Source organism: Paraburkholderia sp. 31.1 (assembly GCF_014397645.1).
Lineage (GTDB): Bacteria > Pseudomonadota > Gammaproteobacteria > Burkholderiales > Burkholderiaceae > Paraburkholderia > Paraburkholderia tuberum.
Genome location: NZ_VZQN01000001.1, coordinates 1 through 23,516, shown reverse-complemented (window position 1 = coordinate 23,516; position 23,516 = coordinate 1). Strand labels below are relative to the sequence as shown.

Annotated in this window: 19 protein-coding genes; 13 read left to right on the top strand and 6 right to left on the bottom strand. The window is 65.2% G+C overall.

Annotation, left to right across the window (positions count from 1 at the left end):
- The first annotated feature begins 46 nt into the window (after positions 1–46).
- Positions 47–685 (top strand): cysteine hydrolase family protein, encoded by a 639-nt coding sequence (locus F6X37_RS00095; RefSeq protein WP_090801705.1) that lies wholly within the window; start codon positions 47–49, stop codon positions 683–685.
- 92 nt (positions 686–777) lie between these two features.
- On the opposite strand, the gene F6X37_RS00090 is transcribed toward F6X37_RS00095, so the two are convergent.
- Positions 778–1,419, bottom strand: coding sequence for a TetR family transcriptional regulator (locus F6X37_RS00090; RefSeq protein WP_187609911.1), 642 nt, complete (start codon positions 1,417–1,419; stop codon positions 778–780).
- A 428-nt stretch (positions 1,420–1,847) separates the two neighbouring features.
- Here F6X37_RS00090 and F6X37_RS00085 point away from each other — a divergent pair, with 428 nt between their 5' ends.
- Genes F6X37_RS00085 through F6X37_RS00075 form a run of 3 tightly spaced genes read left to right on the top strand, consistent with a single transcriptional unit; the run spans position 1,848 to position 7,842 of the window.
- On the top strand, positions 1,848–3,071 hold the full coding sequence (locus tag F6X37_RS00085) for an efflux RND transporter periplasmic adaptor subunit (RefSeq protein WP_187609910.1): 1,224 nt from the start codon (positions 1,848–1,850) through the stop codon (positions 3,069–3,071).
- Between the two features lie 18 nt (positions 3,072–3,089).
- On the top strand, positions 3,090–6,320 hold the full coding sequence (locus tag F6X37_RS00080; protein ID WP_187609909.1) for an efflux RND transporter permease subunit: 3,231 nt from the start codon (positions 3,090–3,092) through the stop codon (positions 6,318–6,320).
- 1 nt (position 6,321) lies between these two features.
- Positions 6,322–7,842, top strand: coding sequence for an efflux transporter outer membrane subunit (locus tag F6X37_RS00075; RefSeq protein ID WP_187609908.1), 1,521 nt, complete (start codon positions 6,322–6,324; stop codon positions 7,840–7,842).
- Between the two features lie 115 nt (positions 7,843–7,957).
- Here the strand turns inward: F6X37_RS00075 and F6X37_RS00070 are convergent, their stop codons facing one another.
- On the bottom strand, positions 7,958–9,367 hold the full coding sequence (locus tag F6X37_RS00070) for a nucleobase:cation symporter-2 family protein (protein WP_187609907.1): 1,410 nt from the start codon (positions 9,365–9,367) through the stop codon (positions 7,958–7,960).
- Between the two features lie 466 nt (positions 9,368–9,833).
- Between F6X37_RS00070 and F6X37_RS00065 the strand changes: the two genes are divergently transcribed.
- The 3 genes from F6X37_RS00065 (at position 9,834) to fghA (ending at position 13,493) form a co-directional block, all read left to right on the top strand.
- The gene (locus tag F6X37_RS00065; protein ID WP_187609906.1) at positions 9,834–11,300 is read left to right on the top strand and encodes a xylulokinase; all 1,467 of its coding nucleotides are present in this window, start codon (positions 9,834–9,836) and stop codon (positions 11,298–11,300) included.
- A gap of 219 nt (positions 11,301–11,519) precedes the next feature.
- The gene (locus F6X37_RS00060) at positions 11,520–12,626 is read left to right on the top strand and encodes an S-(hydroxymethyl)glutathione dehydrogenase/class III alcohol dehydrogenase (protein ID WP_187609905.1); all 1,107 of its coding nucleotides are present in this window, start codon (positions 11,520–11,522) and stop codon (positions 12,624–12,626) included.
- A 15-nt stretch (positions 12,627–12,641) separates the two neighbouring features.
- Positions 12,642–13,493: an S-formylglutathione hydrolase gene (gene fghA, locus F6X37_RS00055; RefSeq protein WP_187609904.1), complete on the top strand. Its 852-nt coding sequence runs from the start codon at positions 12,642–12,644 to the stop codon at positions 13,491–13,493.
- 82 nt (positions 13,494–13,575) lie between these two features.
- Here fghA and F6X37_RS00050 read toward each other — a convergent pair whose 3' ends face one another.
- From F6X37_RS00050 to F6X37_RS00035, 4 genes are all read right to left on the bottom strand, one after another.
- Entirely contained in the window at positions 13,576–14,358 is a 783-nt protein-coding gene (locus F6X37_RS00050) for a metal ABC transporter permease (protein ID WP_090801692.1), read from the bottom strand.
- A complete protein-coding gene (locus F6X37_RS00045; RefSeq protein ID WP_187609903.1) occupies positions 14,351–15,301 on the bottom strand; it encodes an ABC transporter ATP-binding protein in 951 nt (316 codons plus the stop codon). Before F6X37_RS00045 ends, F6X37_RS00050 begins: the two co-directional genes overlap by 8 nt.
- Complete coding sequence (locus F6X37_RS00040) at positions 15,298–16,287, bottom strand: metal ABC transporter solute-binding protein (protein ID WP_187609902.1); 990 nt, start codon at positions 16,285–16,287, stop codon at positions 15,298–15,300. The genes F6X37_RS00045 and F6X37_RS00040 overlap by 4 nt, the downstream gene beginning before the upstream one ends.
- A 91-nt stretch (positions 16,288–16,378) precedes the next feature.
- Positions 16,379–16,876: a Fur family transcriptional regulator gene (locus F6X37_RS00035; RefSeq protein WP_187609901.1), complete on the bottom strand. Its 498-nt coding sequence runs from the start codon at positions 16,874–16,876 to the stop codon at positions 16,379–16,381.
- 298 nt (positions 16,877–17,174) lie between these two features.
- On the opposite strand from F6X37_RS00035, the gene F6X37_RS00030 reads away from it, so the two are divergent.
- From F6X37_RS00030 to F6X37_RS00005, 6 genes are all read left to right on the top strand, one after another.
- Entirely contained in the window at positions 17,175–17,954 is a 780-nt protein-coding gene (locus tag F6X37_RS00030; protein WP_184006440.1) for an L-iditol 2-dehydrogenase, read from the top strand.
- Positions 17,955–18,051: 97 nt separating this feature from the next.
- Positions 18,052–19,374 carry an ABC transporter substrate-binding protein gene (locus tag F6X37_RS00025; protein WP_187609900.1) on the top strand — a complete coding sequence of 441 codons (1,323 nt, stop codon included), beginning with the start codon at positions 18,052–18,054 and terminating at the stop codon, positions 19,372–19,374.
- A gap of 168 nt (positions 19,375–19,542) precedes the next feature.
- Positions 19,543–20,478, top strand: a complete 936-nt coding sequence (locus F6X37_RS00020) for a carbohydrate ABC transporter permease (protein WP_026226016.1) — start codon at positions 19,543–19,545, stop codon at positions 20,476–20,478.
- The gene (locus tag F6X37_RS00015; protein ID WP_187609899.1) at positions 20,475–21,350 is read left to right on the top strand and encodes a carbohydrate ABC transporter permease; all 876 of its coding nucleotides are present in this window, start codon (positions 20,475–20,477) and stop codon (positions 21,348–21,350) included. The genes F6X37_RS00020 and F6X37_RS00015 overlap by 4 nt, the downstream gene beginning before the upstream one ends.
- Complete coding sequence (locus tag F6X37_RS00010; protein ID WP_187609898.1) at positions 21,347–22,048, top strand: HAD family hydrolase; 702 nt, start codon at positions 21,347–21,349, stop codon at positions 22,046–22,048. Before F6X37_RS00015 ends, F6X37_RS00010 begins: the two co-directional genes overlap by 4 nt.
- Positions 22,049–22,135: 87 nt before the next feature.
- The gene (locus tag F6X37_RS00005) at positions 22,136–23,245 is read left to right on the top strand and encodes an ABC transporter ATP-binding protein (protein ID WP_184058275.1); all 1,110 of its coding nucleotides are present in this window, start codon (positions 22,136–22,138) and stop codon (positions 23,243–23,245) included.
- Positions 23,246–23,516 lie beyond the last annotated feature (271 nt).

Here is a 23,516-nt window from a genome sequence, read left to right as displayed (position 1 = left end):
CTGGGCGCGCGCCATCGACCGCTTTTTTCTGACAAGGAGCCTTGCCATGAGCACACCCGCGCCGCGCCGTGCGCTGATCGTCATCGACGTGCAGAACGAATACGTGAGCGGCGACCTGCCGATCGAATTTCCGGACGTGCGCACGTCGCTCGCCAACATCGGTCGCGCGATCGATGCAGCGCGCGCCGCCAGCGTGCCGGTCGTGATCGTGCAGAACGTCGCGCCCGCCACCTCGCCGCTGTTCGCGCGCGGCAGCGCGGGCGCGGAACTGCACACGGTCGTGAGCTCGCGCGCTCATGATCATTTCGTCGAGAAGTCGCTGCCGAGCGCATTCGCTGGGACCGATCTGGCCGACTGGCTCGCCGCCCGGCAGATCGATACGCTGAGCGTCACCGGCTACATGACCCACAATTGCGATGCCTCGACGATCAACCACGCGGTGCATGCTGGCCTCGCCGTCGAGTTCCTGCACGACGCAACCGGCTCGGTGCCGTATGAAAACAGTGCGGGCTTCGCGAGCGCGGAGGAGATTCATCGCGTGTTCAGCGTGGTGCTGCAGTCGCGCTTCGCGGCGGTCGCGAGCACCGATCAATGGATCGCGGCGCTAAAGAGCGGCGCGCCGCTCGAGCGCGGCAACATCTATGCGTCGAATCAGGCGGCGCGAGCACGCCGGGCGGTTGCCTGAACCCGGCGCAGGGGCGGTGGTCCGGTCCAAAAACAGAAACGGGCGGTCCACCGAACCGCCCGCTGTTCCAATCCGTCACCCTGGCGCGCCTTCTACGCCGCCTTCCTGCGCAACGCCGGACTCAGGCGCAAGCCGTCGAACATCGCTTCCACCATCTGCTGCGCTTGCGCGCCGAAGTCGGTCGCGTCGGGCAAAAACAGCATGTCGCGCAACGAGCCGCCGACGAACGCGTGGACCATCGCCGCGGCAAGCTTCGTGTCGAGGTCGGCGGGCATCTGGCCTTTGGAGATCGCATTGCGCAGACCGCCCTCGATCTTCGCGAGTCCCTCGCGCATATTGGTCTGATACCGTTCCATCACCGGCCCCATATCTTCGACCAGCTCGCACTTCAGAAACAGAATGTCGAACACGCGGCGGCGGCGGGGATCGTTGGCAGTGTCGCGCAGGCAGACCACGCAGATTTCAATCAGGCGCCCGAGCGGATCAGCTTCGTTGGGATCGAGCGACGCCGCCTTCAGTTCGTCTAGCGGCAGCAGCACGCGGTCGAACATTTCGGTGAACAGCTCGCTCTTATGCGCGAAATGCCAATAAATGGCGCCGCGCGTGACGCCCGCGGCCTGGGCGATATCGGCCAGCGACGTGCGCGATACACCCTTCTCGAAGAAGACCAGTTCGGCTGCGTCGAGAATCCGGTTGCGCGTCTCCAGCGCCTCTTCTTTGGTTCTTCTGACCATATTGGTGTAGCCTGCGCTGATCCTGGGGTTTATGCGGACAGTTTTAAGTCAGTCTGATGACGCTTTGACTACTTCTGAAGCGAATTGCGACGCGAATCTGCGGTACCCCAGCCTCGGAAGATATAAATGCACTTTTACATGCATTCATGAATGTATATATAATAGCACCCCACGATCGGATAGCCCAAGCCGTGACGAGCAGTTAATATCCGTCACTGTTGCCTTTCGAAAGCGCTTTCGCGGCCGCCAAACGGCGGCGCTGCGCGGCATTCCCCGGTATGGCGCATTCGTAGCAGGGTGCCCTGCAGGCGCAGGTTTGCATCCATGGGCTTCCGGTCGAGCGTCGCGAGACGCTTGTGTGCGCTGTCGTCCCCGGGGTAGGGATGCGCGCACTTTTTCATTACTCAGTCTTTGACAGAGGTCGCTCCATGCGCGTCGAACGGGTTCCATTCCGCTTAATCAGTGCCGCGACGGCTGCCATCTTGCTGGCGGCGTGCGGACCAAAACAATCTGCCCCGCCGCCACAGACGCCCGAAGTCGGCGTCGTCACCCTCCAGCCGACGACCGTGCCCGTCGTCACCGAACTTCCCGGCCGTACCAGTGCCTTCCTCGTCGCGCAGGTGCGCGCGCGGGTCGACGGCATCGTGCTGCGCCGTGAGTTCACCGAGGGTAGTGAGGTCAAGGCCGGCCAGCGTCTGTACAAGATCGATCCGGCGCCGTACATCGCGTCGTTGAACAACGCGAAGGCATCGCTCGCGAAGGCGCAGGCGAACCTGGTGACGACCACCGCGCAGGCCAATCGCTACAAGGTGCTGGTCGCGGCGAACGCGGTCAGCAAGCAGGATTACGACAACGCGGTCGCCGCCGAAGGCCAGGCCGCCGCCGACGTCGCCGCGGGCAAGGCCGCGGTCGATACCGCGCAGATCAACCTCGGCTATACCGACGTGACCTCACCCGTGACCGGCCGGATCGGCGTGTCGCAGGTCACGCCGGGCGCATTCGTGCAGCAGAGTGCGGCCACGCTGATGGCCACGGTTCAGCAGCTCGACCCGGTGTACGCCGACCTCACGCAATCGAGCCTCGAAGGTCTGAAGCTGCGCCGCGACATGCAGGAAGGGCGTCTCAAGACGACCGGTCCGGGCGCCGCGCAGGTCACGCTGGTGCTGGAAGACGGCCGCGTCTACTCCGAGAAGGGCAAGCTGCAGTTCACCGACGTGACCGTCGACCAGGGCACCGGCTCGGTCACGGTGCGCGCGATCTTCAAGAACCCGAACCACGTGCTGCTGCCGGGCATGTTCGTGCGCGCGAAGATCGACGAGGGCGTCAACCAGAACGCGCTGATCGTGCCGCAAGTCGGCGTCACGCACGACCAGAAGGGTCAGCCCACCGCGCTCGTCGTCGACAACGACAACAAGGTCGAGCTGCGTCAGCTCGTCACCTCGGGCACCTTCGGCTCGTACTGGGTGGTCTCGGACGGCCTGAAGCCGGGTGACCGCGTGGTCGTCCAGGGCACCGACAAGGCGCGTCCCGGCCAGCAGGTCAAGCCCGTGCCGGCGCAGCTGCCCGGCAACCCGGCTTCCGACGCCGCGGCAAACGGCGCCCAGACAGGTCAACCCGCGGCTCAGCCTGCCTCCGCCGCTTCGGGCGCGTAATAACAGGGAGCCCGCCTCATGGCAAAGTTCTTTATTGATCGCCCGATTTTTGCATGGGTGATCGCCATCATCCTGATGCTCGCGGGTCTCGCGTCGGTGTTCACGCTGCCGATCGCGCAATACCCGACCATCGCGCCGCCGTCCATCCAGATCAGCGCAACCTACCCGGGTGCTTCGGCGAAGACGGTGGAAAACACCGTTACGCAGGTGATCGAGCAGCAGATGAGTGGTCTGGACCACCTGCTGTACCTCGCGTCGACCTCGGACGACTCGGGCACGGCCACCATCACGCTGACGTTCGCGGCCGGCACCAACCCTGACATCGCGCAGGTGCAGGTGCAAAACAAGCTGCAGCTCGCCACGCCGCTGCTGCCGCAAGCGGTGCAGCAGCTCGGCACCAAGGTCACGAAGTCGAGCAGCAGCTTCCTGCTGGTGATGGCGTTCGTGTCGACCGACGGCAGCATGAACAAGTACGACCTCGCGAACTACGTCGCGTCGAACATTCAGGATCCGATCAGCCGTATCGACGGCGTGGGCACGGTGACGCTGTTCGGCTCGCAGTACGCGATGCGCATCTGGCTCGACGCGAACAAGCTGAATAACTTCGGTCTGACGCCGCTCGATGTCGAAACCGCGCTGCAGGCGCAGAACGTGCAGGTCGCGGGCGGCTCGCTCGGCGGCACGCCGTCGGTGCCGGGCCAGGTGCTGCAGGCCACGATCACGCAGGCCACGCTGCTCAATACCCCCGAGCAGTTCGGCAACATCCTGCTGAAGGTGAATCAGGACGGCTCGCAGGTGCGTCTGCGCGACGTGTCGCGCGTCGAGCTCGGCGGCGAAAACTACAACTTCGACACCAAGTACAACGGTCAGCCGACGGCAGGCTTCGGTATCCAGCTCGCCACGGGCGCGAACGCGCTCGCCACCGCGAAGGCGGTGCGCACGAAGATCGCCGAACTGTCGAAGTACTTCCCGCACGGTCTGGTGGTGCAGTACCCGTACGACACGACGCCGTTCGTGCGCCTGTCGATCGAGGAAGTGGTCAAGACGCTGCTCGAAGGTATCGTGCTGGTCTTCCTCGTCATGTACCTGTTCCTGCAGAACCTGCGCGCTACGCTGATCCCGACGATCGCGGTGCCGGTGGTGCTGCTCGGTACGTTCGCGATCATGAACGTGGTCGGTTTCTCGATCAACACGCTGTCGATGTTCGGTCTCGTGCTCGCGATCGGCCTGCTGGTGGACGACGCGATCGTGGTGGTGGAAAACGTCGAGCGGGTGATGCAGGAGGAGGGCTTGTCGCCTCGCGAGGCAACCCGCAAGGCGATGGACCAGATCACCGGCGCTCTCGTCGGCGTGGCGCTCGTGCTGTCGGCGGTGTTCGTGCCGGTGGCATTCTCGGGCGGCTCGGTCGGCGCGATCTACCGGCAGTTCTCGCTGACGATCGTCGCGGCGATGGTGCTGTCCGTGCTCGTCGCGTTGATTCTGACGCCGGCGCTGTGCGCGACGATCCTGAAGCCGATTCCGAAGGGTCATCACGAAAAAGCGACCGGCTTCTTCGGCTGGTTCAACCGTACCTTCAACACGAGCCGCGACAAGTACCACTCGGGCGTGCACCACGTGATCAAGCGCTCGGGCCGCTGGCTCATCATCTACATGGTGGTGATCTTCGCGGTGGGGCTGCTGTTCGTGCGTCTGCCGAAGTCGTTCCTGCCTGACGAAGACCAGGGCACGATGTTCGTGCTGGTGCAAACGCCGTCGGGTTCCACGCAGGAAACCACCGCGCGCGCCCTCAAGGACGTGTCGGACTACCTGCTGAACGAAGAAAAGGCGATCGTCGAATCGACCTTCACGGTGAACGGCTTCAGCTTCGCGGGTCGTGGCCAGAACGCGGGTCTCGTGTTCGTGCGGATGAAGGACTACGCGCAGCGCCAGCACGCGGACCAGAAGGTGCAAGCGCTGGTGGGCCGTCTCTACATGCACTTCAGCACCTACAAGAACGCGACGGTGTTCCCGGTCAATCCGCCGTCGATTCCTGAACTCGGCACCGCGGCGGGCTTCGACTTCCAGCTGCAGGACCGCGCGGGTATCGGTCACGCGAAGCTGATGGAAGCGCGCAACATGCTGCTCGGTCTGGCGGCGAAAGATCCGACGCTCGCGCAGGTGCGTCCGAACGGCCTGAACGATACGCCGCAGTTCAAGGTGAGCATCGACCACGAGAAGGCTTCGGCGCAGGGTGTTTCGCTCGCCTCGATCGACCAGACGTTCTCGATCGCGTGGGCCTCGGCGTATGTGAACAACTTCCTCGACACCGACGGCCGGATCAAGAAGGTCTACCTGCAGGGCGACGCGCCGTTCCGGATGAAACCGGAAGACGTGAATGCCTGGTTCGTGCGCAACGGCGCGGGCGCGATGGTGCCGTTCTCGGCCTTCGCGAGCACCGAGTGGACCTTCGGTTCGCCGAAGCTCGAGCGCTACAACGGTATTTCGTCGGTGGAAATCCAGGGTGCGGCCGCGCCGGGCAAGTCGACCGGTCAGGCGATGGCGGCGATGGAACAGCTCGTCACCAAGCTGCCGGCGGGAGTCGGCTACGAGTGGACGGGTCTGTCGCTGCAAGAGCGTCAGTCGGGTTCGCAGGCGCCGATCCTGTACGGCATCTCGATTCTCGTCGTGTTCCTGTGTCTCGCGGCGCTATATGAAAGCTGGTCGATCCCGTTCTCGGTGATCATGGTGGTGCCGCTCGGTGTGATCGGCGCACTGCTGGCCGCGACGCTGCGCGGGCTCGAGAACGACGTGTTCTTCCAGGTGGGTCTGCTGACCACCGTGGGTCTGTCGGCGAAGAACGCGATTCTGATCGTGGAATTCGCGCGAGAACTGCAGCAGGGTGGAGGCATGGGACCGATCGAAGCCGCGCTCGAAGCGGCGCGTCTGCGGTTGCGTCCGATCCTGATGACCTCGCTCGCGTTCATTCTCGGCGTGCTGCCGCTCGCGATCAGTAACGGCGCGGGCTCGGCCAGCCAGCACGCGATCGGTACCGGCGTGATCGGCGGCATGTTGACGGCGACCTTCCTCGCGATCTTCATGATCCCGATGTTCTTCGTCGTGATTCGCGCGAAGTTCGGCGGTGAGAAGGAAGACCCGGATGAGGCGCTGCGCCACTATGAACAGCACCATCCGCACGATCCGCAAGGCGGCGCGGCGGGTGGCACGACCGACGGGTCGGATGGCAATGGCTCGGGCAAGGATGGGCATTGAGATGCAAAAACACTCTTTGATTGCAGTAGCGGTCGCGCTGCTCGCCGCGGGTTGCACGCTGGCGCCGCACTACCAGCGGCCCGCCGCGCCCGTGACGGCGACTTTCCCGACGGGCGGCGTGTACGACCAGCAGCCGGGCGCGCAGGGCGCGCGCGGCGCGAACGGCCTGGCTGCCGGCGACATCGGCTGGCGCGACTTCTTCGTCGATCCGCGTCTGCAGCAGCTGATCGAAATCGCGCTGAAGAACAACCGTGATCTGCGTGTGTCGGTGCTGAACATGCAGGCGTCGGCGGCGCAGTACCGTATCGTGCGCGCGGGCCTGTTCCCGACGCTCGACGCCGCGGCTTCGCAAAGCCGGCAGCGCACGCCGCGCGATCTGCTGGCGTTTCCCAACGGCCCGACGATTACCAACACGTATTCGGTGGGCTTGAACGCGTCGTGGGAAATCGACTTCTTCGGGCGCGTGCAGAGCCTGAAGGATCAGGCGTTGGCCACGTACCTCGGCACCGCGCAGGCGCGCAAGTCCGCGGAAATCGCGCTGGTGTCGCAGGTGGCGAACCAGTACATGACGGTGCTCGAACTGGACGATCTGCTGAAGGTCACGCAGAACACGCTGAAGACGGCGCAGGAGTCGTTTCGGATCACCAAGCTGCAGTTCGACAACGGCACCGGTTCGGAACTCGATCTGCGCCAGTCGCAAACGGTTGTCGAAACCGCGAGCGCGGACCTGCAGGCGCAGATGCGTTTGCGGGCTCAGGCTGACAACGCGCTGGTGCTGCTGATCGGCGAGCCGTTGCCGGCTGATCTTGCGCCAGGCCTGCCGCTGAGCGACCAGAGCCTGCTCACGGATATTCCGGCGGGCCTGCCGTCCGATCTGCTGACGCGCCGTCCCGACATCATGGAGGCCGAGGAAAATCTGCTCGCGGCCAACGCGAACATCGGCGCGGCGCGCGCCGCGTTCTTCCCGAAGGTCACGCTGACCGGCAGCGCCGGCACGCTGAGCCCGACGCTCGGCGGGCTGTTCAAGCCGGGTTCGGCGGCGTGGAGCTTCGCGCCGTCGATCACGCTGCCGATCTTCGAGGGCGGTCAGAACATGGCCAACCTCGATCTCGCCAACATCGAGAAGAACGTGCAGATCGCCACGTATGAAAAGGCGATCCAGACGGCCTTCCGCGAAGTGGCGGACGGACTGGCCGCGCGCGGCACGTACGACAAGCAGATCGCGGCGCTCGAGCGGGATGTCGCGGCCGAGCAGCGCCGGCTGGATCTGTCGACCCTCCGTTATACGAGCGGTGTCGACAGCTATCTTTCGGTGCTGACCGCGCAGACCTCGTTGTACTTGGCTCAGCAGGCGCTGGTCACCGCGCGCATGGAACGTCTGCAGAACCTGGTCACGCTGTACCAGGCGCTCGGCGGCGGCTGGATCGAGCACAACGGCGAGCAGCCGCGTCCCGCCGACGCGCCGGTCGACTACGGTGCGGCGAGTGCACCGGTCGCGGCTTCGGCGGCGACGGCAGGGTAAGCGCTGCGGCTCGATGAACCGCTGAAGTAAAGCAAAAACGCCACGGCATGCCGTGGCGTTTTTGTTGATTCGCGGCGTTCGGTGCCGCTCGCCGCATCATCGCTGCATCAAAAGCTCAATGCAGATCCGCTGCCCGCAGCATCTCGTTGCTCTGCGGTGCGCCGCCCGCGCTGGCGTCGAGATCGTGCCCGGCGCGGCGAAGCTCGCTCTTCGCCATCTTCTCGCCCTTCACGCCGTTGAAGATCAGGTTCAGCGCGACCGCCGACACCGACGCGAGCAGAATCCCGCTATGTAGCAGCGGCGACAACGCCGGCGGCAGTTGCGAGAAGAAGTGCGGCGAGACGACCGGCACGAGGCCGAGCCCGATGCTGACCGCGACGATGAAGAGGTTGTGCTGATTCCTCACGAAGTCGACGCGCGACAGCACCTTGATGCCGTTCGCCGCGACCATGCCGAACATCACGATGCCCGCGCCGCCGAGCACGAACGCCGGCACCGACGCGACCACCTGCGCCATCTTCGGGAAGAGGCCGAGCAGCACGAGGATCACGCCGCCCATCGCGCACACGAAGCGGCTCTTCACGCCGGTCACGCCGATCAACCCGACGTTCTGCGAGAACGACGTATGCGGGAACGAGTTGAAGATGCCACCGATCAGCGTGCCGAGACCGTCGACGCGCAAGCCACGCACCAGCGTTTTCTGATCGACCGGACGATCGACCATGTCGCCGACCGCGAGAAACATGCCGGTCGATTCGATGAACGTGACGAACATCACGGTGACCATCGTCGCGATCGACAGCGCATCGAAGTGCGGCAGACCGAAGTGGAACGGCATCACGAAGCCGACCCACGGCGCGTGCATGACGCCGTCCAGGTTGACGCGGCCGAGCATCAGCGCGATCGCGAAGCCCGCGACGATGCCGAGCAGCACCGAGATATTGGCGACGAACCCCCTGGCAAACTTGTTGATCAGCAGGATCAGCGTCAGCACGAGCAGCGCCAGGCCGAGATAGACCGGATTGCCGTAGTCGGGATTGCCGACACCGCCGGCCGCCCAGTTGATGCCGACCTCCATCAGCGACAGGCCGATCACCGAAATCACGACGCCGATCACGACCGGCGGGAAGAAGCGCAACAGCTTGCCGACCGCGGGCGCGAGCAGAATGCCGATCACGCCGGCCGCGATCGTCGAGCCGAAGATGTCGAGGATGCCGAGCGAAGGATTGGTGCCGATCGCGACCATCGGGCCGACGGCCGCGAACGTGCAGCCCATGATGACGGGCAGGCGGATGCCGAAGATCCACAGTCCGAGCGTCTGGATCAGCGTGGCGATGCCGCAGGAAAACAGATCGGCGCTGATCAGGAAGGCGACCTGGTCTTTCGGCAGCTTCAGCGCCGCGCCGATGATCAGCGGCACCGCGACCGCGCCAGCGTACATGACCAGCACGTGCTGGATGCCGAGAGTGAGCAACTGGCCCGCCGGTAGGCGCTCGTCGCACGGGTGAACCGCGTTCGCTTGCATATCGTCTGTCTCCACCATCTCGTTTTGGGATGACTCCAAGGTATCGGGGACGAAAAGTCGCAACAAGACCATACGTGGCTATTCCGGCATTCCCGGCGACGATATGCAGAGACCTGTTTTGAAAGGCAAATTAAAGCCGCGAGTGGGACGGATCGGCCGTCGGACGCCAGAGAACCCTATGCAGTGGGGGCTGCGGGCGGTGCATGGCGTGCGCGGCGCGGGTTCGTCGCGCGAGGGGATATGTGTGAGAATCAATGACGTGTATCACGCTTCACGCATAGTCCTGTTTTGATGACGCTCGCAGCACGGCGGGGTTAACCCGCGAATGGTTTTTTTTCGCGTGTTTTCCGAGCTGTTTGTTCAACGTTCGCGGCGTCTGTGCAGCTTCGCCTTTGAGCTTCGCTTTCCCACTTCGTCGCCAGTCTCGCTGGCTCCTTCTTCACCTCGTTTCAACGTCCCTGCGCTCATGAGTTTTCTCGGCATCGATCTCGGCACCGGCTCCCTGAAAGCGGCAATCGTCGACGAACATGGACGCGAGCAGGCGGTATCGAGCGTCGCTTATGCGCTCGTTACGCCGCACGCGGGTTGGGCCGAAATCGACGTCGAGACCTGGTGGAACGCGCTCGTCCATGCGATGGCGGGCCTGCCGCGCGAGCTGCGTGACGGCGTGCGCGCGATTGGCTTCTCTGGCCAGATGCACGGCGTCGTGCTGCTCGATGCAAACGGCGCAGCGGTGCGGCGCGCCATGCTGTGGCCGGACTCGCGCGCGCTCGCCATGCTCGACGCGTGGCCCGAGCCGCAACCGAATCCGGTCGCGCCCGGCATGGCCGGACCGCTGCTGCGCTGGCTCGTGCTGCAAGAACCGGAAGCCGCGCGCCGCACGCGCTGGGCGCTGCAGCCGAAGGACTGGCTGCGCGTCGCGCTCGGCGGCGCGTGCGTGACCGATGCGTCCGACGCGTGCGCGACCGCGCTCGCCGATCCCGCCGGCGCGTGGGACACGGCGCTGCTGCAACGCCTCGAGATTCCGCCTGAGTGGTTCGCGCCTGTGGCGCCGTCGTATGCGGCGGCGGGCGCGCTGTCGCCGCAGGCCGCGCAGGCACTTGGCTTACGGGCCGGTATCGTGCTCGCAACCGGCGCCGCGGATACGCCGTGCGCGGCGCTCGGCAGCGGACTCGTGCGTGACGGCGACGCGCTGCTGACGACCGGCACCGGCGGACAGATCGTCGTGCTCGCGAACGACGAGCCTGCGCCGCTGAAGGGCTTGCATCGCTATCGCGCGGCGAGCGATCACTGGTATCGGATGGCGGCGATGCAGAACGTCGGCATCGCGCTGGAGCGGGTGCGCGGGTGGCTGTCGTTTGGGTGGGCGGAGGCTTACCGAGAGGCATTTGACGATGCGGCTGATGCAAGCGCTCATGCCGCCGCTGAAGTGGCGTCGACGCTGAGCTTCCTGCCGTACCTGACCGGCGAGCGCACGCCGTGGCTGAACCCGCAGGCGCGCGGCGGCTGGCTCGGTTTGTCGCTCGAGCATACGCGCGGCGCGATGATGCGTGCGGCGTTCGAGGGCGTCGCGTTCTCGTTGCGCGCGGGGCTCGACGCGATTCGCGCGAGCGGCGCGCCGGTGACGGCGCTCAAGCTTGCGGGCGGCGGCTCCGTCGACGTGCGCTGGCGACAACTGCTCGCCGATGCGCTCGACGTCGACCTGCATGCGGTCGATTGCCCGAACGCGGCGCCGCGCGGCGCGGCGATCCTCGGCGGTCTCGCGTGCGGCCACTGGCAGACGCGCGATCTCGCCGCGCTCGCGCCGGGCGCGACGCGCGTCGCGGGTCCACGCGGCGATGCGGCGCTTGCTGAACGCTATGCGCGCTTCGTCGATCTGTATGGCCGGGTCGAGCCGTGGTTCGGTGGTCGCGCGCGGGGCGAAGCGAAGTGACAGCGACGGCGTTGAACACGGTGCCGAGCGCAGCCATCGGCGAGGCAGCCTTCACGCGCTATGCAATACCATGACGCTTTTCGCGCGCCACCTAGTCGCCGGCACGCGATGCCATTTCGCATTCACGCACTCACGGACTCACGCACTCACGGACTCACGCACTCACGGACTCACGCACTCACGGACTCACGCACTCACGGACTCACAGGAGCATTGACGATGAAGACCAAAGCAGCAATCGCATGGAAAGCCGGCGCCCCGTTGACGATCGAGGAAGTCGATCTCGAAGGTCCGCGCGCCGGTGAAGTCCTGATCGAAGTGAAGGCGACGGGCATCTGCCACACCGACTACTACACGCTGTCGGGCGCCGATCCCGAAGGCATCTTCCCGGCGATTCTCGGCCACGAAGGTGCGGGCGTGATCGTCGATGTCGGGTCGGGCGTCGGCACGCTGAAGAAGGGCGATCACGTGATTCCGCTCTACACGCCCGAATGCCGTCAGTGCAAGTTCTGCCTGTCGCGCAAAACGAATCTCTGCCAGGCGATCCGCGCGACGCAGGGCAAAGGTCTGATGCCCGACGCGACCTCGCGCTTCTCGCTCGATGGCAAGCCGCTGTTTCACTACATGGGGACGTCGACGTTCTCGAACTACATCGTCGTGCCGGAGATCGCGGTCGCGAAGGTGCGTGAAGACGCGCCGTTCGACAAGATCTGCTACATCGGCTGCGGCGTGACGACCGGCGTCGGCGCGGTCGTGTATTCGGCGAAGGTCGAGGCGGGTGCGAACGTGGTGGTGTTCGGGCTCGGCGGTATCGGGCTGAACGTGATTCAAGGCGCGAAGATGGTCGGCGCGGACAAGATCATTGGTGTCGATCTCAACCCGGGCCGCGTCGAACTCGCGAAGAAGTTCGGCATGACGCACTTCATCAACCCGAACGAAGTCGAGAACGTCGTCGATCACATCGTGCAGCTGACCGACGGCGGCGCCGACTACTCGTTCGAATGCATCGGCAACGTGAAGGTGATGCGCCAGGCGCTCGAATGCACGCACAAGGGTTGGGGGCAGTCGTTCATCATCGGCGTCGCGGCGGCGGGCGAGGAGATCAGCACGCGGCCGTTCCAGCTGGTGACGGGCCGCGAGTGGAAGGGCTCGGCGTTCGGCGGCGCGCGAGGCCGCACCGACGTGCCGAAGATCGTCGACTGGTACATGGAAGGCAAGATCAATATCGACGATCTGATTACGCACCGCCTGCCGCTCGAGCGCATCAACGAGGGCTTCGAGCTGATGAAGAAGGGCGAGTCGATCCGCTCGGTCGTGCTCTACTAAGCGAGGAGCGTCGCGATGCTCGAACTACTATCGTCGCACGCCTGCCACGGCGGCGAACAGCGCTTTTACCGGCACGAGTCGCGCACCATCGGTCTGCCGATGCGCTTCTCGGTCTATCTGCCGCCGCAGGCGTTGCGGGGCAATGCGAAGGTGCCCGCGCTGTTCTACCTCGCGGGGCTGACCTGCACAGAAGAGACGTTCGCGATCAAGGCCGGCGCGCAGCGCTTCGCGGCCCGGCACGGCATCGCGCTGATCGCGCCGGATACGAGCCCTCGCGGCGCGGGCGTGCCAGGCGAGAGCGATGCGTGGGACTTCGGCGTCGGCGCGGGCTTTTATGTCGACGCGACCGCGGAGCCGTGGGCGCGGAACTACCGCATGTACTCGTACGTGCGCGACGAGCTGCGCGAAACGGCGCTTGCGAACCTGCCGATCGATCGCGCGCGTCTCGGCATCTTCGGTCATTCGATGGGCGGGCACGGTGCGCTGATGCTCGCGCTGCGCAATCCGGACATTTATCGGTCGGTGTCGGCGTTCGCGCCGATCGCGGCGCCGATGCGTTGTCCCTGGGGCGAGAAGGCGTTTAGCGGTTATCTCGGCGAGAACCGTGAAGCGTGGAAGCAGTACGACGCGAGCGAGCTGGTTTCGCACGCGACGCACAAGTTCGCGGAAGGGATTCTCGTCGATCAGGGGCTCGCGGATCAGTTCCTGCCCAGGCAGCTCAATCCCGACGTGTTCGAAGTGGCGTGCAAGGCCGCGGGTCAGCCACTGACGTTGCGCCGGCATGCGGGTTACGACCACGGCTACTACTTCATCTCGACGTTCGTCGAGGATCATCTCGCGCATCACGCGAAGGTGTTGCTCGGCTGAACAACGTCGTAAAACGCGGGGCAAAAAAAACGGCGGCACTTCATGTGCCGCCGTTTTTTCATTTGATCGGCGTAAGCGCCGCTCAATGCCGCTTCAACAGACTCCCGCCATACACCACCGCCGACAGCGCGGTGATCCAGAAGCTCGTCGGGCAATCGGTATAGAACGCGAGCGTCAGCCCGAGCCACGCCTGCGCGAGCGCGAACACGGCCGCGAGCACGAGACCCGTCGACAGCCGCGTGCTCAGGTTCTGCGCGGCGGCGGCCGGCCCCACCATCAGCGTGAACACGAGCAACACGCCGACGATCTGCGTGCAAGCGGCGACGGCCAGCGCGGCGATCGCGAGAAACAGCACCGACACGCGGCGCAGCGACACGCCCTTCGCTTCGGCCAGCTCCGGTTGCAGCGACGCGAACAGCAGCGGCCGCATGATGGCCGCGAGCGCGGCCAGACTGACGACGCCCAACGCCGCGAGCACACCGAGCGTCGCTGCATTGACGCCGAGCACGTTGCCGAACAGCAGCGCCGTCACCTGCGTCGCGTAGGCGGTGAAGAAATGCAGAAACAGCAGCCCAAAGCCGAGCGACAAGGAAAGGATTACGCCGATCGCGACGTCGCGGCCGGCGAGCCGCTCGCCGAGCGCGCCCATGCCCACACCGGCCGCGAGCGTGAAGCCGATCATCCCCCAGATAGGCGAGATGCCGATCAGCACCGCGCCGGTCGCGCCGGTGAAGCCGACGTGCGACAGCGCGTGGCCCGCGAACGTCTGTCCGCGCATCACCAGAAAATAGCCGACCACGCCTGCCAGCACCGCGACGATCCCCGAGGCCGCGAAGGCGTTCACCATGAAATCGTATTCAAACATCGTGCGTGTGTCCGTCGCGTGAGTCGTGCGGGTCTGGGTGACTGGGTGAGTGGCTGTGCGAATGCGTAGGTCCGCCGTCCTCGTCGTGTTCGTGATCGTGATCGTGCTTCTCGACTTCGACGCCGCCCGACATCACGAAGATGCGGCCGTTCACGCGCATCACGTCGATCGGCGAGCCGTACAGACGCGACAGCACCGGCCGCGTGATCACTTCGTCGACGGTGCCGAGCGCCGCGACGCCGCTGCCGAGATACAGCACGCGATCGATCGAGTTCAGCAGCGGATTGAGTTCGTGCGCGGAGAACAGCACCGCGATGCCGAGCTCCTGCTGCACGCGCCGCACCAGTTCGACGACGCTCTTCTGGTGATGCGGATCGAGACTGATCAACGGTTCATCGAGCAGCAGCAGTTTCGGATTGCCGAGCAGGCATTGCGCGAGCAGGAGCCGCTGCCGTTCGCCGCCCGACAACTCCGACAGTGGCCGCTTCGACAGAGTCGTCCCGCCGACGAGCTCGAGCACCCGATCGACATCCGCGCGCGTTTTTGCATCCGCATGCGGCAAGCCCCAGCGATGACCATCGGCTGCCATCGCGACCAGATCGCGGCCGCGCACGCGACGGCCGGCGAGCGCGCTGCGCGTCTGCGGCATATAGCCGATCGACGCGTTGCCGCGCTCGACCGTCTGCCCGAGCACGCGGATCGCGCCGCCCGCGGCCGGCACGAGGCCGAGCACCGCGCGCATCAGCGTCGTCTTGCCCGCGCCGTTGGGCCCGAGCACGCCGATGAACTCGCCCTGGTTCACGACGAAGCTGGTGTCGCGCAGGATCGTGCGGCCGCCCAGATCGAGCGTCACGTTGTCGAGTTCGAGCACGGGCCGGTCGCCGCGCGCGGTGGGTGCGCCTGATTGCGCACCTGCTGGCGTTTGATGGCCAGTCGGAATCATGGAGCCTTGCCTTTCGCGCTCGCGCTGGTCGCGCCGATCGCGCCGTTCGTGTCACCCGCCGCGAGCGCTTTCTGCAACGCATCGAGCTGCGTCAGCATCCACGTCTGATAGGTCTTGCCGGGCGGCAGGGTTTCGGTGACGCTCATCGTCGGTACCTTCGATTGTTGCGCGAGCTTCAGCATGCGTTTGGTCAGCGCCTCGGTGGCCTGGCTGTTATAGATCAGCACGCGCACGCGCCGCTCACGCAGATCGCGTTCGAACGCGGCGATATCGGCCGCGCTCGCTTCGGTGTCGTTCATCGTGGCGAGCTGGAAGCGCTGGTTGCGCATGGCGAGGCCAATCGCGTCAGACATATAGCCGAACACCGGCTCCGTCGCCGTGACCGGCAAGCCCGCATAGCGGCCGTGCAGCTCGGCGACCTTCGCGTCGATCGGCTTCAGCGAATCGAGAAACTTCGCGAGGTTCGCATCGTACGCCGGCTTGTGCACCGGGTCAGCAGCGCCGAGTGCGTCGCAGACCGCGCGCGCGACTTTCGGCATCGTCGCCGGGTCGTACCACAGGTGCGGATTGTCGCCGCCTTTTTTGCCGACGAGGTCGGCCGCAATGATCACCGTGCGATGCGCGCCTTTCGACGCGGCCAGCAGCTTCACCATCCACGGATCGTAGTCGGCGCCGTTGTAGACGACGAGGCTCGCATGCTGCAACGCGCGCGCGGTGGCCGGGCTCGCTTCGAACAGATGCGGGTCCTGGTCCGGGTTGCTGAGGATGCTGGTCACGTCGACGCGATCGCCGCCGAGTTGCCGCACCACGTCGCCATAAAAGTTCTCCGCGGCGACGACCGGAATTTTCGCGTCGGCGGCGAACGCGTTGTGGCCGAAGCCGAGCGCCGCGATCGCGAGCAGGTAGGTGCACAGATGGGTGCGCACAGACGTCGAACGCTTCAGCGCGCGGTGCGCTCTGGACAACATCAAGCCGATTGTTTTCATCGTTGTTTCCTGCTGGGTGAGAGTTGAATCAGCCACTCGCGGTGGCAAGGCCAAATACGGGGTGGCGCTTAGCGCGGCGCCGCGCGCCTGATCACGACGAATTGCCTGCTGCGCCGCCGGCGCCGCCAGGCTTCGCCGCTCGCGCACATGGCCCGCACAGTCCACTTAGCTCGATCACCTGACGATGCACCTCGAAGCCATGCGCGGGTGCGCTGTGCGACAGGCGGTCGGCGAGCTCGTCGCCGGGAATCTCGACGGTCGCGCCGCAACCGTCGCACAGCAGGAACTGGCTGCGATGCGGCACGCCGATTTCGCAGCAGGCGACGAACGCGTTCTTCGATTCGATCCGGTGCACGAAGCCGTGCGCGACGAGGAAGTCGAGCGCGCGATAGACGGTGGTCGGCGGCATGCGACCGCGCTCGGGGGCGAGCGCGTCGAGCAACTCGTACGCGCCGACCGGCCGCTCGCTCGCGACGATCGCCGCGTACACCTGGCGGCGCAGCGGCGTCAGCGCGAGCCCCTGCGCCGCGGCGTGCGCGTCCGCATGCGCGAGCCGCATGGCGTGCTGTTCGGCGAGCGAGGTAGTCATCGGCGTGAATCTCCTGACATGGTGGCCCCCGAGCGGGCTGCAAGGTCGAAATGATATAACGTAGCGCGATTTTTTGTCAGCGGTGCGAATCTTTGCACGGCGGCACGCAGCGAACGCGTCGTGGCGACCCATGGCGCAATGGGCTTGCTCCTGCCGCGCTGCACCATCGAAATTCGTCCGCGTGCCTTGACATGATCCGGTCCGTATCCGATCATTCGATCACCAGTCGAGCAATTGTTCGCGTGACGAGCGTTCGCTCACCGCGCGCCAAAATGTAAAAACGAAGCGGAGACAGGCAGTGGCACGATTGCAGGACAAAGTCGCCATTCTGACGGGCGCGGCCAGCGGTATCGGTGAAGCGGTAGCCCTGCGCTATCTCGACGAGGGCGCGCGCTGCGTGCTGGTCGACGTGAAGCCGACCGACAGCCTCGGCGGCGCGCTGCGCGGCATCTACGGCGAGCGCGTGTTGAGCGTCAGCGCCGACGTTCGGCGCCGCGAGGACATCGAGCGCATCGTCACGAGCACGCTCGGCTGCTTTGGCCAGATCGACATCCTGTTCAATAATGCGGCGCTGTTCGACATGCGCCCGCTCCTCGACGAATCCTGGGACGTGTTCGACCGCCTGTTCGCGGTCAACGTGAAGGGCATGTTCTTCCTCATGCAGGCGGTCGCGCGGCAGATGGTCGAGCAGGGCCGCGGCGGCAAGATCATCAACATGTCGTCGCAGGCCGGGCGGCGCGGCGAGGCGCTCGTGTCGCACTACTGCGCGACCAAGGCGGCGGTGTTGAGCTATACGCAGTCCGCGGCGCTCGCGCTCGCGCCGCATAAGATCAATGTGAACGGCATCGCGCCGGGCGTCGTCGACACGCCGATGTGGAACGAGGTCGACGCGCTGTTCGCGCGCTACGAGAACCGGCCGCTCGGCGAGAAGAAGCGCCTCGTCGGCGAGGCCGTGCCGCTCGGCCGCATGGGCGTGCCCGACGACCTGACCGGCGCCGCGCTGTTCCTCGCGTCGGCCGATGCCGACTACATCACCGCGCAGACGCTGAACGTCGACGGCGGCAACTGGATGAGCTGAATAAAGAGCAGGGAGCGGGCACGTTGACTGCTCTGAGCGGCGCGTCATTCCGTCAAACGAACGCAGCATCACATAACGTACGAGAAAGGAGACAACGATGAAACCAGCTTTCAAATTCGCGCTGAAGGCAGCCGGTGCCGGCGCTGCCACCTGCTTCGCGCTGAGCGCATCGGCGGCGACGGTGACGATCGCGACGCTGAACAATCCGGACATGATCGAGTTGAAGAAGCTGTCGCCCGCGTTCGAAAAAGCGAATCCGGACATCAAGCTGAACTGGGTGATCCTCGAGGAAAACGTGCTGCGTCAGCGCGCGACGACCGACATCACGACCGGCAGCGGCCAGTTCGACGTAATGACGATCGGCGCGTATGAAACCCCGCAATGGGGCAAGCGCGGCTGGCTCGCGCCGATCACCAACCTGCCGGCGAGCTATGACCTCAACGACGTCGTGAAGACGGCCCGCGACGGCCTGTCCGCGAACGGCCAGCTGTACGCGCTGCCGTTCTACGTCGAAAGCTCGATGACCTATTACCGCAAGGATCTGTTCGACAAGGCCGGTCTGAAGATGCCCGACCAGCCGACCTACGACCAGATCGCCCAATTCGCCGACAAGCTCACCGACAAGTCCAAGGAGCAATACGGCATCTGCCTGCGCGGCAAGGCGGGCTGGGGCGAGAACATGGCGTACGCCACGACGGTCGTGAACACCTTCGGCGGCCGCTGGTTCGACGAGAAGTGGAACGCGCAGCTGACGTCGCCGGAATGGAAGAAGGCGATAACGTTCTACGTCGATCTGCTGAGGAAGGACGGTCCTCCGGGAGCAAGCTCGAACGGCTTCAACGAAAACCTGACGCTGATGTCGTCGGGCAAGTGCGCGATGTGGATCGACGCGACGGTCGCGGCCGGCATGCTCTACAACAAGCAGCAGTCGCAGATCGCCGACAAGGTCGGCTTCGCGGCCGCGCCGATCGAGGTCACGCCGAAGGGCTCGCACTGGCTGTGGGCGTGGGCGCTCGCGATTCCGAAGTCGTCGAAGCAGCAAGATGCGGCGAAGAAGTTCATCGAGTGGTCGACCTCGAAGGAGTACATTGAAATGGTCGCGAAGGATGAGGGCTGGGCCTCGGTGCCGCCGGGCACGCGCGAGTCCACCTACGCGCGCCCCGAGTACAAGCAGGCCGCGCCGTTCGGCGACTTCGTGCTAAAGGCGATCCAGACCGCCGACCCGGATCATCCGACCTTGAAGCCGGTCCCGTACACGGGTGTGCAGTTCGTCGGAATTCCCGAATTCCAGTCGTTCGGCACGGTGGTCGGGCAGAGCATCTCCGGCGCGATCGCCGGTCAGATGACGGTCGACCAGGCACTCGCGGCCGGCAACGCGGCCGCGAATCGCGCGGTCAAGCAGGCGGGTTATCAGAAGTAACCCGGCAGGTCCGCCGCATCGACCGATGCGGCTCATGCAGCAGGGCGGCCGTTCGTCTGCGCCCGATGCGATGCGGCGCGTGTCGTGCGCCATTCAGGCACGGCACGCCGCGTCGCACATACGCGGCTCCGGCGAACGCTCCGCGCATTACCGAACAGGTGGTCCATCATGCGTCCTTTGCGCCTACCTCTGATGCAAACCCATCCCCAGACAGAAAAAGAACGCGAGGAGCGTAAGGCCAATTCGGCCCGCTGGCTCGTGGCGCCGTCGGTCGGCGTGCTCGTGCTGTGGATGGTCATCCCGCTCGCGATGACGATCTGGTTCTCGTTCTCGCACTACAACCTGCTCAATCCCGATCTGCGCGGCTTCGCCGGCTTCGACAACTACCGCTATCTCGCGACCGATCCGTCGTTCGGTCCGTCGATCGCGCATACGATCGAGCTGATCGTGTGGGTGCTCGTGATCACCGTGGGCGGCGGCGTGCTGATGGCGATCCTGTTCGATCGCAAGTTCTACGGGCAGGGTGTGGCCCGCCTGCTCGCGATCGGCCCGTTCTTCGTGATGCCGACGGTCAGCGCGCTGATCTGGAAGAACATGATCCTGCACCCGGTGTACGGCCTCGTCGCGCAGGGCATGCGCGCGCTCGGCATGCAGCCGATCGACTGGTTCGCCGACTATCCGCTCACCGCGGTGATCATGATCGTCGCGTGGCAGTGGCTGCCGTTCGCGTTCCTGATCCTGTTCACGTCGATCCAGTCGCTCGACCAGGAGCAGAAGGAAGCCGCGAAGATCGACGGCGCCGGTCCGTTCTCGATGTTCTTCTACATCACGCTGCCGCACCTGCGACGTGCGATCGCGGTCGTCGTGATGATGGAGACGATTTTCCTGCTGTCGATCTTCGCCGAGATCTATACGACCACGGGCGGCGGTCCGGGCAACGCGACCACCACCCTGTCGTACCTGATCTTCGCGCTGGGCCTGCAACAGTTCGACGTCGGTCTCGCCTCGGCGGGCGGTATTCTCGCGGTCGTGCTGGCCAACATCGTGTCGATCTTCCTCGTGCGGATGCTCGCGAAGAACCTGAAAGGGGAGTACGAAAAATGAGCCACGTTGCCTCCACTACGGCATCGACGACGCAGCCGGTCGCGGTGCCGACCAAATCGCCGTTCGACACGATTCGTCGCGGCATTCCCGGCGTGATCGCGTGGCTCGTCGCGCTGCTGCTGTTCTTCCCGATCTTCTGGATGACGATCACCGCGTTCAAGACCGAGCAGCAGGCCTATGCGTCGTCGCTGTTTTTCGTGCCGACGCTCGACAGCTTCCGCGAGGTGTTCGCGCGCAGCAACTACTTCGCGTTCGCGTGGAACTCGATACTGATCTCGGTCGGCGTCACACTGCTGTGCCTGATCCTCGCGGTGCCGTGCGCGTACGCGATGGCGTTCTTCCCGACGCGCCGCACGCAGAAAGTGCTGCTGTGGATGCTGTCGACGAAGATGATGCCGTCGGTCGGCGTGCTGGTGCCGATCTATCTGCTGTGGAAAAACACCGGCCTTCTGGATACCGTGTCGGGCCTGATCATCGTCTACACGCTGATCAATCTGCCGATCGCGGTCTGGATGGCGTTCACGTACTTCGCCGAGATTCCGCGCGACATTCTCGAAGCCGGGCGCATCGACGGCGCGGCGACGTGGCAGGAGATCGTCTATCTGCTGATGCCGATGGCGCTGCCCGGGCTCGCGTCGACCGCGCTGTTGCTCGTGATCCTGGCGTGGAACGAGGCGTTCTGGAGCATCAACCTGTCGAGCTCGAACGCGGCGCCGCTGACCGTGTTCATCGCGTCGTATTCGAGTCCTGAAGGTTTGTTCTGGGCCAAGTTGTCGGCCGCTTCGTTGCTGGCGGTCGCGCCGATCATGATCGTCGGCTGGCTGTCGCAGAAGCAGTTGGTGCGCGGGCTCACGTTCGGGGCCGTCAAATGACGGCTGGCCCGGGCATCGTGCGCTATGCGTTGATCTGCGATTGCGACGGCGTGCTGATCGACAGCGAAGCGGTGGCCGCGCGCATGCTGGTGCGCGAACTCGAGGCGCGCTGGCCCGGCATCGACGCCGCGCCGGTCGTGCTGCCGCTGCTCGGGCTGCGCATCGAGCGCGTGTTGCAGGACACCGCGACTCAGCTCGGCAAACAGCTCGGCGCCGACGATATCGATGCGATCCGCCGCGCGGTCGAAGCGGCGGCGATCGAGGCGCCCGCGGTCGACGGCATCGAGATGGCGCTGACCCAGGTGCCGCTCGTCAAAGGCTGCGCGAGCAATAGCTTCCGGCCCTACGTCGAGACGGTGCTGGCGCGCACGGGCCTGAAGCGTTTCTTCGGCGAGCGGCTGTTCTGCGCCGACGCGGTGCCGAATCCGAAGCCCGCGCCGGACGTGTATCTGGCGGCGGCGCAAGGCTTCGGGCTCGCGCCGGGTGCGTGCCTCGTCGTCGAGGACAGCGTGACCGGCGTCACGGCGGCGGCCACGGCGGGCATGGCGGTGCTGGGGTTTATCGGCGGCGGTCATGCGAGCGATGCGCAGATCGATCGATTGCACGCGGCGGGCGCGCGTCATGTGTTCGAGGACATGCGGCAGTTGCCCGACCTCGTCGCGCAATGGACGCTCTCCGCGACGGCCGCGGCGCCATGAGCGCACGAATGCACGCGACACGACACGGCATCAGGTAGCAGCACGAAGTAACGAGCAGCATCGAACAGCATTACACGGAGACACATCATGGCAAGCGTAACCTTGCGCGACATCAGAAAGGCCTACGACGACAACGAAGTGATGCGCGACATCAATCTCGACATCGCCGATGGCGAGTTCGTCGTGTTCGTCGGGCCGAGCGGTTGCGGCAAATCGACCCTGATGCGGATGATCGCGGGCCTCGAGGACATCACGGGCGGCGATCTGAACATCGACGCCGTGCGCATGAACGACGTGCCGCCGGCCAAGCGCGGCATCGCGATGGTGTTCCAGTCGTACGCGCTGTATCCGCACATGACGCTGTACGACAACATGGCGTTCGGCCTGAAGCTCGCCGGCGCGAAGAAACCGGAGATCGACTCAGCCGTGCGCAACGCGGCGAAGATCCTGCACATCGACCATCTGCTCGATCGCAAGCCGAAGCAGTTGTCGGGCGGGCAGCGTCAGCGCGTCGCGATCGGCCGCGCGATCACGCGCAAGCCGAAGGTGTTTCTGTTCGACGAGCCGCTGTCGAATCTCGACGCCGCGCTGCGCGTGAAGATGCGCCTCGAGTTCGCACGCCTGCACGACGAGCTGAAGACGACGATGATCTACGTGACGCACGACCAGGTCGAGGCGATGACTTTGGCCGACAAGATCGTCGTGTTGTCGGCGGGCAATCTGGAGCAGGTCGGCAGTCCGACGATGCTGTATCACGCGCCGGCGAACCGCTTCGTGGCCGGCTTCATCGGCTCGCCGAAGATGAACTTCATGGAAGGCGTCGTGCAGTCGGTGTCGCATGACGGCGTCTCGGTGCGTTACGAGACCGGCGAGACGCAGCGCGTGTTGGTCGAGCCGGGCGCGGCCAAGCAGGGCGACAAGGTGACGGTCGGCATCCGCCCCGAGCATCTGCACGTCAGCACGACCGAGGATGGTATCGAGGCACGCACGATGACGGTCGAATCGCTCGGCGATGCCGCGTATCTGTACGCGGAGTCGAGCGTCGCGCCCGATGGTTTGATCGCGCGGATTCCGCCGCTCGAACGGCATGCGAAGGGCAATACGCAGAAGCTGGGCGCGACGCCCGAGCATTGCCATCTGTTCGACAGCGAAGGCAAGGCGTTCCAGCGCAAGATTGTTGAGGTGCTGGCGGCGTGATCGCGCGATGACGCTTTGCATAAGCAGGCGGCGCACGCGCCGTCTGTTGCGGGCAAGGTTTGCGCTTTCAGGATGGCGGGCGGCGAGCCCGCACGCGCGTTGGCGCGCCTTGGCGGTGCGTGAGGCGCACGCAAAGCGCTGTCGCTAGATGCTATGTGGGAGGGCAGTGGCAGTAAGCCCGACTGGAGTAAAACGGGAGTTGCACACTCGTTTTCTCCGAAGGAGCACGCAAATGGATACGCCTGACACAGCCCTCCGTGGGCAGAATACG

Coding starts and splice junctions, on each gene's coding strand:
- F6X37_RS00095 (WP_090801705.1), top strand. CDS start 47: ATGAGCACACCCGCGCCGCGCCGTGCGCTGATCGTCATCGACGTGCAG.
- F6X37_RS00090 (WP_187609911.1), bottom strand. CDS start 1,419: ATGGTCAGAAGAACCAAAGAAGAGGCGCTGGAGACGCGCAACCGGATT.
- F6X37_RS00085 (WP_187609910.1), top strand. CDS start 1,848: ATGCGCGTCGAACGGGTTCCATTCCGCTTAATCAGTGCCGCGACGGCT.
- F6X37_RS00080 (WP_187609909.1), top strand. CDS start 3,090: ATGGCAAAGTTCTTTATTGATCGCCCGATTTTTGCATGGGTGATCGCC.
- F6X37_RS00075 (WP_187609908.1), top strand. CDS start 6,322: ATGCAAAAACACTCTTTGATTGCAGTAGCGGTCGCGCTGCTCGCCGCG.
- F6X37_RS00070 (WP_187609907.1), bottom strand. CDS start 9,367: ATGCAAGCGAACGCGGTTCACCCGTGCGACGAGCGCCTACCGGCGGGC.
- F6X37_RS00065 (WP_187609906.1), top strand. CDS start 9,834: ATGAGTTTTCTCGGCATCGATCTCGGCACCGGCTCCCTGAAAGCGGCA.
- F6X37_RS00060 (WP_187609905.1), top strand. CDS start 11,520: ATGAAGACCAAAGCAGCAATCGCATGGAAAGCCGGCGCCCCGTTGACG.
- fghA (WP_187609904.1), top strand. CDS start 12,642: ATGCTCGAACTACTATCGTCGCACGCCTGCCACGGCGGCGAACAGCGC.
- F6X37_RS00050 (WP_090801692.1), bottom strand. CDS start 14,358: ATGTTTGAATACGATTTCATGGTGAACGCCTTCGCGGCCTCGGGGATC.
- F6X37_RS00045 (WP_187609903.1), bottom strand. CDS start 15,301: ATGATTCCGACTGGCCATCAAACGCCAGCAGGTGCGCAATCAGGCGCA.
- F6X37_RS00040 (WP_187609902.1), bottom strand. CDS start 16,287: ATGAAAACAATCGGCTTGATGTTGTCCAGAGCGCACCGCGCGCTGAAG.
- F6X37_RS00035 (WP_187609901.1), bottom strand. CDS start 16,876: ATGACTACCTCGCTCGCCGAACAGCACGCCATGCGGCTCGCGCATGCG.
- F6X37_RS00025 (WP_187609900.1), top strand. CDS start 18,052: ATGAAACCAGCTTTCAAATTCGCGCTGAAGGCAGCCGGTGCCGGCGCT.
- F6X37_RS00020 (WP_026226016.1), top strand. CDS start 19,543: ATGCGTCCTTTGCGCCTACCTCTGATGCAAACCCATCCCCAGACAGAA.
- F6X37_RS00015 (WP_187609899.1), top strand. CDS start 20,475: ATGAGCCACGTTGCCTCCACTACGGCATCGACGACGCAGCCGGTCGCG.
- F6X37_RS00010 (WP_187609898.1), top strand. CDS start 21,347: ATGACGGCTGGCCCGGGCATCGTGCGCTATGCGTTGATCTGCGATTGC.
- F6X37_RS00005 (WP_184058275.1), top strand. CDS start 22,136: ATGGCAAGCGTAACCTTGCGCGACATCAGAAAGGCCTACGACGACAAC.